At 57.0% G+C, this 8933-nt stretch carries 10 protein-coding genes and 1 pseudogene; 9 read left to right on the top strand and 2 right to left on the bottom strand.

Features of this window, described 5'->3' with window-relative positions:
- Window positions 1-390: transposase (locus VG146_14005; protein HEV2393460.1), on the top strand; the 390-nt coding region annotated here is incomplete at its 5' end.
- A 391-nt stretch (window positions 391-781) separates the two neighbouring features.
- Window positions 782-1372, top strand: a complete 591-nt coding sequence (locus tag VG146_14000; GenBank protein HEV2393459.1) for a prepilin-type N-terminal cleavage/methylation domain-containing protein — start codon at window positions 782-784, stop codon at window positions 1370-1372.
- 297 nt (window positions 1373-1669) lie between these two features.
- Here VG146_14000 and VG146_13995 read toward each other — a convergent pair.
- Window positions 1670-2502 (bottom strand): annotated as a pseudogene (locus VG146_13995) (serine/threonine-protein kinase).
- Window positions 2503-3122: 620 nt separating this feature from the next.
- Here VG146_13995 and VG146_13990 point away from each other — a divergent pair.
- From VG146_13990 to VG146_13960, 7 genes are all read left to right on the top strand, one after another.
- A complete protein-coding gene (locus VG146_13990) occupies window positions 3123-4190 on the top strand; it encodes an efflux RND transporter periplasmic adaptor subunit (protein ID HEV2393458.1) in 1068 nt (355 codons plus the stop codon).
- A 664-nt stretch (window positions 4191-4854) separates the two neighbouring features.
- Window positions 4855-5100, top strand: a complete 246-nt coding sequence (locus tag VG146_13985; GenBank protein ID HEV2393457.1) for a hypothetical protein — start codon at window positions 4855-4857, stop codon at window positions 5098-5100.
- Window positions 5093-5929: a hypothetical protein gene (locus tag VG146_13980; GenBank protein ID HEV2393456.1), complete on the top strand. Its 837-nt coding sequence runs from the start codon at window positions 5093-5095 to the stop codon at window positions 5927-5929. Before VG146_13985 ends, VG146_13980 begins: the two co-directional genes overlap by 8 nt.
- 1 nt (window position 5930) lies before the next feature.
- On the top strand, window positions 5931-6965 hold the full coding sequence (locus VG146_13975; GenBank protein ID HEV2393455.1) for a DUF2330 domain-containing protein: 1035 nt from the start codon (window positions 5931-5933) through the stop codon (window positions 6963-6965).
- A gap of 105 nt (window positions 6966-7070) precedes the next feature.
- The gene (locus VG146_13970; GenBank protein HEV2393454.1) at window positions 7071-7331 is read left to right on the top strand and encodes a hypothetical protein; all 261 of its coding nucleotides are present in this window, start codon (window positions 7071-7073) and stop codon (window positions 7329-7331) included.
- Between the two features lie 28 nt (window positions 7332-7359).
- Window positions 7360-7611: a hypothetical protein gene (locus VG146_13965; protein HEV2393453.1), complete on the top strand. Its 252-nt coding sequence runs from the start codon at window positions 7360-7362 to the stop codon at window positions 7609-7611.
- Entirely contained in the window at window positions 7569-7859 is a 291-nt protein-coding gene (locus VG146_13960; GenBank protein ID HEV2393452.1) for a hypothetical protein, read from the top strand. Before VG146_13965 ends, VG146_13960 begins: the two co-directional genes overlap by 43 nt.
- A gap of 59 nt (window positions 7860-7918) precedes the next feature.
- Here the strand turns inward: VG146_13960 and VG146_13955 are convergent.
- Window positions 7919-8933: Gfo/Idh/MocA family oxidoreductase (locus VG146_13955; GenBank protein ID HEV2393451.1), on the bottom strand; the 1015-nt coding region annotated here is incomplete at its 5' end.

Here is an 8933-nt window from a genome sequence, read left to right as displayed (position 1 = left end):
TTCAGCGCCACCGACTTCCTGGCGGCCATTACGCAGCATATCCCCGACAAAGGCGTGCAAATGGTCCGCTACTACGGCTGGTACAGCAATAAGATGCGCGGCATCCGCCACCGCGGGGTCGCCACCGCATCAGTGGTGCGCCGGCCCGGCTTGTCCCCGCCCCCGCCTTTGAAGCTGCCCTCCAAGAAGTGGCGCGACCTGATCCTGCGCGTCTGGCATGTCGATCCGCTCCGTTGTCCGGTCTGCCAGCATGAAATGCGAGTGCTGTGCGTCATTGACGACCCCCGCGTCATCGAGAGAATCCTGCGCCACCTGGGCGTTTGGCACGACCCGCCGGCTCGCCCTCCGCCGGCGGCGTCCGCAGGCCCTGGACCTATGAGGCCTGCCTAGACGTGGACCCGACGCCCGATTACGAAAATGTCGTGACCGACTGAACTGGATTTGCCGCCATACCAGGCTGCGAATCGGTGTCGTTACGTCAGGCACTTTTTCGGACTGTCTGGCCGCTCAACCACGGTCCTGCCGTCCTGCCACCCCAATTCCACCCGCTTCGGGACCCGGTTCAGACGCTAAAGTGCACTTCTGCCTTGCCAACTGCCGCCAGTTGGCTTATGGTTGCCTCACCAGTGGCGGAAAATGCTCGAAAATGCGCCCGGACACGGAAAAACCAATTCTCCTTCACCCGCGCAGCGTACAAAACAATTCGCGTGCCAAAAAGCAATTTCTTATCAATTCAATAAATGAAACGGAGTCCCAGTCCGTTCCAGGCTCAGGATCTGGCATGAGACTAAACTCAAATGCCGCACTTGGTTCAGGCAAAGCGAACCGCCCAGGGCTCCCAGGGTTTACGCTGATTGAACTACTGGTGGTCATTGCTATTATCGCCATTCTGGCCGCCTTGCTATTGCCGGCTCTATCCCGTGCCAGAGCTGAGGGGGTGCGGGTGAGTTGCGCGAGCAACCTTCATCAGATCGGCGTGTGTTTGCGGCTTTATGTGGACGATGGCCAAAAGTTTCCCTTTTTCCAGGCAGGGGTGCCTGCGACGCGTTCGAACTTTTGGGATGCCAAACTTGTAGCTTACGCTGGCGGCAATGAATGCGTATTTATGTGTCCGGGCAATACCGAGCTGACCAGGAACAGTACCGTCACAAATTGGCTCATGTTTGGCGTTTTCATGCCCAATGCCAGCTATGGTTACAATTCCTTTGGGGTGATGGACGTGTCCGCGCTTCTAGGGTTGAGCGGCTTGGCGGGGCGGGCGGTGGCTGAATCGAAGGTACTGGCGGCATCAGATATGGTTGCGGTAGGCGACTATTATCCAGTAGAATCCAACGCCGTCATTATACCCGACGTTGACAGGCAATCACCATAGCGGCAGAGCTAATGTCGTGTTTTGCGATGCCCACGTCGAATACGCCAAAACCAACATGTGGATGGCCCCAACCGATCCGGCGAGGAAGCGCTGGAACAACGATCACCGACCCCACTAAGTGCCCGTGCAACAATTAATTCCGCATTAGTCTCGGGAGGATGGTGTAATTCCAATTGGGCAGTATGGTGGGCTTGAATACTCACCAGTCCCTAGCATAGACTACACTCTTGGCACAAAAAAATGACTTCACAAGGTTCCTGTTTCGCCTGATAACCGCCAAGTCGGATATTACTCGTTCATCACGATCCAGTCCAGGTCTCCGCGCACCAGGTGAAGCAAACTGTGAGCGTCGGTCTGCCTCTGCCGGGCGGTCGCCGACAACTCTTGGCTGCCCATGCTCGTCAGCCGCGTCGAGGGCCGCACCGGCTCTTGTTCCCGAATTGTCCGGCGCATCTGGTCCAGCCCAGCGCTCAAAAGCTCTTTCGGATCGAATGGGGTCTTGCCTAGCAGCAGTTCATATAGCAGCACCCCCAAAGCATAAATGTCGGTGCGCGTATCGATATCCAGGCTGCTCATCTCCGCTTGCTCCGGGCTCATGTAGGCCGGCGTGCCGATGAACTGCTGGAATTGCGTATACACCGTCTTGTCCGTCAGCTCGCCCTGCGTGGCTTTAGCGATCCCGAAATCAATCACCTTGGGAATCGGCACTCCGTCCTGTGAGCTCACCAGAACGTTGGAAGGTTTAATATCCCGGTGAATTACTCCCTTTTGGTGCGCATGCTGGATCGCCCGGCACACCTCGATAAACAACCGCAACCGGTCCACCGGCTCCAGATGGTTGTGGTCGCAATACTGCGTGATGGGAATGCCGCGGACCAACTCCATCACGAAGTAAGGTCGGCCGTCGACCCCGCATCAAAGACTTTCGCAATGTTGGGATGGTCCATTAATGCCAGCGCCTGCCGCTCGGCTTCAAACCGGGCCACCACGTGCCGGGTGTCCATTCCCAGCTTAATGATCTTAAGCGCGACGCGGCGTTTGACCGGCTCGTTTTGTTCGGCCACATAGACGATCCCAAAACCTCCCTCGCCGATTTGTTCCAGCAGTTTGTAGCGGCCAATCTGATCCCCCGGCTTCTCGGTCAGGTGAGCGCCCATGACAGCGGTCTCGCCCATTGCGAATTCGTCGGCCCCTCCGGGCGCCGAGCCCTCCGAAGCCAACCCCACTTCTGTACCCTGCACACCCGGCGGAGGCTCACTTGCTTTCCGGCCCAAGGCGAAAAGACACTTGCCACAGAGCCCACCCGCTCCAGTGAGTCGTATGAAACACGCGCTCGCCCGGAGACAAACCCCCGGCGCTTCCCATTGGTGGCATGATGAAAACCTATAACAGGCATCAATTTGGGTCAATGTATTATACTTCCAGAGTTCAACTGCGGAATCGACCTCCACGCCAGGCAGATGTACGTCTGCGTCATGGACCGGCAGGGCAGCATTTCTCCACGGTCAAAGACTTCCTCACCCGCGCAGCGTACAAAACAATTCGCGTGCCAAAAAGCAAATTCCTTTCAATCAATTTCAATAATGATCCAACGAGCTTCTTGACAACACGCTGCTCCTGGGAGTTGTATAAAGTCAGGATGACGAACTGTCAGCGCTGCTGGCCAGAGATTTGCTCCCTGGTCCACAAGAGAACCGTCTCATTGGCGATTACTTTTGTTCGGGCAGTTCCGATCGCAGCCACCTTGCTTTTGGCGACAGGCGGTTGTTCGAAGCAGGAGGCACCCCTGGTTCGGCAATCGGCCAAACCACCGGAGGTTTCCTACGCATTGGCTGTTTTAACCAATGTGCCTGCGGCAATTGAATCGGTGGGGCACGTCAGCCCATTCAAGTGGGTGGCAGTCCGCAGCCAGGTCAGCGGGGTCCTGGCCGGGGTGCATTTCAAGGAAGGCGACCGGGTGCAGAAAGGGGATTTGTTGTTTACGTTGGACCCACGCCCGTTTGAGGATGCATTGAAACAAGCCCAAGGCGACCTCGATAAGGATTTGGATGAGCAGAACCAGGCGTCCATAGAGGAACACGAGAACGCGGTGTTGCTGCAGAGCCGGATTGTTTCAAAAGAGACCTACCAGGCGAGCGCTGCTTATGCCGAGTCGCTCAAGGCGGCCATTAGCGCGGACAAAGCGGCTCTCGATACTGCCCGGCTGGACCTCTCGAACTGCTTTATCACCGCTCCGATATCAGGCCGAGCCGGCTTTATCCAGGCCAGCTCCGGCGCCGTCGTCCAGGGATTCGATACAGTCCTGGTCACAATCAACCAAACGCAGCCTGTCTTTGTGGATTTCCCGATGGGCGAATCCGACCTGCCTTTGATCCGGCATTGCTTGGAAAGTGGGGCGAGGGCCAGCGTCCAAGCGGCTCTGCCCGGCCATGAACAATGCCTATGCACAGGCGAACTGGAATCCATGGACAATGCCATTGACCTCGCGACCGGCACAGTGCTGGTGAGGGCGCGTTTTGCCAATCCCGATGAGAGCCTTTGGCCCGGCCAGGCAGTCAATACCACGCTTACCACCGGTACCATAATGAAGGCGGTGCTCATACCGGCTCAGGCCGTCCGCAATGGGACAAACGGCCCGTTTGTTTTTGTCATGAACACGGACGCGCGCATCCAGCCGTGTGCCATCCAGACCGGACAACCATTGGGCAATCAGGTGGTTGTTCGCAATGGGCTGAAGGGCGGCGAACGGGTTATTATCGCGGGCGCCGAACGGCTTGTGCCCGGGATAACTGTGCGCGCCAGCCAGGCCGCGCTGTAACCGGGAGCATCTCATCTTTTATCAGAGTTTCCGGCCTGGAGATCTAAACCGAAGTTCCCCTCACCCATACGCTCTCCCCGAGGGAGAGGAATAGCTATGGTCGCCCCAGGAGTCCGGGAGCGCCAGTCTGGACTGTGATCAGTCAAGCCCATGACTTTGTCTTTATACTGTTTTGTCACGAAAATCGCAAAGACAAAGATTAGACAAAGATTAAACGTTCACCAAGCCATTCTCATCGTCGAGAATCGATTTTATGTCTCTGCAGGTTGCCAGGTTACAATAAGACTTGACAACATGGACGCTATCAATGACGATGGCTTCATGATAACGGGGCGCGGTTTAGGTCTTTGCCTTTCGGATAAATCTTTGTCCCATTTATACTGTTGGCAGTAAGCGCACACCGTGGCTGGGAACACGCTCATCATTGTATTGGCTGCCGCATTTGGTGCTTGCGGCGGCATCCTGCTGTTTGGGGTCGGTCGTATTGTTTACGGGATCGCGCACTACTATCTCCGGGAGCGACAGTCCACCCGTGCGGTGCGTCACCCGACGTATGGATCGCTTACGGGCGAGGGCGGCGGGCTTTGGACTGGCATGGCTCGTCCCAACGGTCGGGAGGTTCGCTTCACAATCGGCGGCACCGAATCGGCACCCAGATGACGACTTGCTCCGGCGGGTCGGCGGCATCATTGGCAGGTTCCCAGAGGTGGAGCGCCAAGCCGCGGATTACCTTCGTGAGCACGAAGCGGAGATTGGGAAGGCAGCTCTTGAGGTTTACGGGCTGGAGGTTACCGAGGGGAATCGTCCCGATGATTTCTCTCTGGAGTTTCTGGCGGACGGGGACGATTCACGTGTTTGGCGGGTGGAGTTCGAGGCAGGACAGCCCAAACAGACAGGATTCGATGACTGAGGAACTGCCAACAAGACGGTGGAGCGAATGGCTGGCCCGCCACGCGGTTACTGCGAGAGGCTGTTCGCGCGTCGCGGCAGAGCCGTGGGACCGAGATCTGCGGGTTACTCATCAGCGCGAGCGTCGTGCAGACCCGCAATGTCTTTCGGCCCGCTGCTTCAGATCGTTGAGCGGTATGCGTCATGCCTCCTCCTCCTCCATTGCCCCAAAGTGTGCCAGGCATCTGCTGCGTGCGATTCTGATGACCATAGCCGTCGCGCTTTGCAGCGGCTGTTTTGTCATTCGGCACGAGCAGTTCAGTGAACCTGTTGGTCCAGTCGGGTCAGTGAGATTTCACAGGATCGCCGCCGGCTGTGAAACATATTCTCGATTGGTTAACACTCAGGAAGTCCGGGCGGTGATATCCGTCGCAAATTGGCCGAGCGGATGGGAACTCCAGTTCCTGTTGAACATAATTCCCATCTACCGCTATGACTACGGAAAAACTGAAGCGCTGTCCGTTGAGCTGTGGGTCGAACCCAAAAACTCGGGGCTGGCGCTCGATCCTGAGCATGTCTTCTTCCTCGATGGAGACCAGAGGCGGTTGGCGCCCACCAATGCGTGGTTGCTCGGATCTCGCGATGCGAAGGTCAGTGGAAGGGTTCCAATCACGAACCGCGAGGCCTTCCATTTGGAATTTCCTGTCGAACATCGCGCGTATCCGCAGCAGGACGCCCCATTTCAATTGTCCATAGAGGGACTGAGTGTCGGCGGTCGCAGCATTCCATTGGCTCCGATCACCTTTCAGTCCAAAACGACAACCAAGCCAGGTTTCCGGCTGCCGTATTGACATGGCACTCAACCACAGCATTCAGCGGACTGGAGCCAGCTGTTCAGGTCGGCTCACCCGCGCAGCGTACAAAACAACTCGCGCGCCAAAAAGCAAATTCCTATCAATCTATCAATCCTTTTTCGTCCGTCCACTACTCCTCCTCCTCACATCGGGATTCATGGCTTTTGCCGATGGTGTCTTCGTTTTTAGGTGGAACAAGGCTGCGGACATCAAAGAACCGGCGCAAAAAGCCATTATCGTCTATGACCATGGGCGCGAAGATCTATTGCTGCAGGTTAAATATGAAGGGCGCCTGCAGAACTTCGGTTGGCTCATCCCCGTGCCCAGTCTCCCGGAGGTCCAAAGAGGTTGGATGGCCCCCTTTTATGAATTGAGCCGCCTAACTCAGAACCCTTTCGCGGGAATGACCGCAGGCACCCCACGGATCGGAGGGGTGCGATCGGAACAGGTCAACGTTGTCGAAATAAAAACCGTTGGTGTGTATGAAGTGGCCATCCTATCAGCACACGACGCACTCAGCCTTGAACGTTGGCTTGGGTCCAATGGTTATTCCGGCCCTGAAGGGCGGTCGCAGGTGCTCGACGACTATGTGAATAAAGGCTGGTTCTTTGTCGCTGTCAAAATCCAGTTGGATCGGGAGTCTTCCTTCAAACAGAGTTCAACGCCAAATCAAGACGACCCGGAACGAGAGCGCGAGCACCAAGCCCTGCAGGCGGCCATGTCGAGTGGCGAATTGCATCCTTTGCGGATTAGCTTCGATACACCACAATGCATCTTTCCTCTCAAAGTATCTGCTGTCGGCGCAAAGCCCGCTGAAGTGTCGCTGTATGTGCTTGCCTCCGAGCCATTGCTAAACAAATACATGTTCCAGCGGGGAGCGCTTATAGCGCACGAGACGGCAGTTCAGCGCTCCGAGCGCCACCCGTATGCGAGTGCTGCTTCAATGCGGAATCTCCGGCGCATGAGGCTTTCCTGGATGATGTATTCCCTCATGCCTCCGGCCCCGGACGGCAAGCGGGCGCAACACGATTGATCGCTAGACGATCTGGCGCGGATAGCTGATGAAGAGGAGTTGCCCGATCCTCGGCCTGGAGATAGAGCCGGTTATTTTCCTGCCGGAACTCAACTGGCCAAAATCATGCGCGCCCCAGCCGGGAGCCTCACGGAATGCTCAAGGCTTTTCAAGAGGATCGCAGGTCATGATTGGTGGTTGACCAAACAGGTTTATATCTTTTCGCCCCAGGAAATGCAGGACCTTGAATTCCAGCCTGCGGTGGACACCCTCAAACAGCTTCTGCCGCTCCCGGAAGGCAGCAGCGCTGCCGGGCTTTTTTACGAATGTGGCGCCGATTCCTTGCCGTCGGTTTTGTCTGAGCACATTGGGTTTACCAAGCGATGAGTGTCGCAATTTCACCCGACGCCGATTTATGCAAGTTTGCGCCGCGGCCGTTGCGGCAACCAGTGCCCCCCCGCTGCGTGGATTGACCGCCGAGGAGGTCCCTTCTCAAAGCGAGCGGCAGGTCCCGCTCAAGCTCGGTATCCGCGCCGCGACGATGAAAATGGTCGGCGACCTGAGCGTGGTGCGCACGGCAGCCGGCATCCCGGTAATTCGCGCGTCTATTACGATCTTTACAATATGGCTGCTTTCGGACACGGCGCCGAGGCCGTCCCGGGAGTAAAGTTGCTCGGCCGGGAACTCATCTGCGCAGTGCACGTGAAGAATGGGAACAAATTGATCGAGGAACCGGGGCCGATCGACTGGCAAGCCGCCTTTGCCGCCTTTTCTGAAATCGGCTATGAGGGCTGGTTCACTTATGAAACAGCCCATAAGAACCTGGCGGCGTGCCTGGCCGACACTGCCCGAAACAATGCTTTTCTCACCAGACATATCAGGATGCCAGTAGTACCGGATGAGAACACTACATGAATGAACGACCTATACAGCAGACTAGCGAACATCGGCGATTAGCAGTTCAGGGTCTTAAGTCAGCCGTCCAGGGTCCAACCCTCGCGGTAGGTGTGGTGGAGCAAGCCGTTGGCGTCGGAGCAGTCGAGCACCCGGCCCGCAGCGCCGTCGTATTTAATTTTGCGGCCGACGCGGTAAGCTACCAGGCCCAACAGCATCATCTCGATCATGTCGGTCCCATAGCCGAAGTCGCATGACGTCTTGAGGTCGCCCTTGCAGGCATTAAACCATTCCTGCTGGAAATTGCCTTTCATGGGCGGCAGCAACTGGTCCTTTCTCCGGGGATGGTAATAGGTCAGGTCCGATTCGTTTCCGCGGGGCATGAGAAACCGGTTCTGGAAATCGGCTATCAGGCAGCCACTGGACCCGTCGAACATCACCCCGTGGCCTATTTTATCCAGGTCGATGCCCGGGTGCGGAGATTCCGGCAAGGCGCCGCCTTGGTACCAGGAGACCTTGATTTCGGAGCGCCAGTCGTTGGCGGGGATATCAAAACGGGTTTGGAGTTTGACCGGAGTGACTTGCGGATTAAACGGATCGCCGGTCCCTTCGGCCGTGGTAGGCAAGCCGGCGTCGATGGCGTTCCAGGCCAAGTCCATCGTGTGGCTGCCCATGTCTCCGACCTGGCCGCTACCCCAATCCCAATACATGTCCCAATGCAAACAGCCGCCCTTGAAATATTCTGAGTTGTAGGGATGAAACGGCGACGGGCCAAGCCAGAGGTCATAATTGATGTAGCTGGGCGCGGGGCCTTCGGACGGCATATAGCCGTCGCGCCGGACCTTGCGGTTACCCCACGCGCTGACCTCTTGGAGTTTGCCTATGGCGCCGTCGCGGATCATCTCGCGCACGCGGTTAAAATTCGAGAACTGATGCCGCTGCGTCCCAACCTGCGTGGCAAGCTTATTCTTATTCTTAAGCCAGGTATCGCGGATGAGGCGCGCCTCGGCCACACTGTTGACCAGCGGCTTTTCACAATAGACATGTTTGCCGCGGTTCAAGGCCCAGTTGGTCACAAATGCGTGGGTGTGATCC

It is taken from the genome of Verrucomicrobiia bacterium (assembly GCA_035946615.1).
Taxonomy (GTDB): Bacteria; Verrucomicrobiota; Verrucomicrobiia; order Limisphaerales; family UBA8199; genus DASYZB01.
This window is presented reverse-complemented; position numbering and strand designations above follow the sequence as displayed.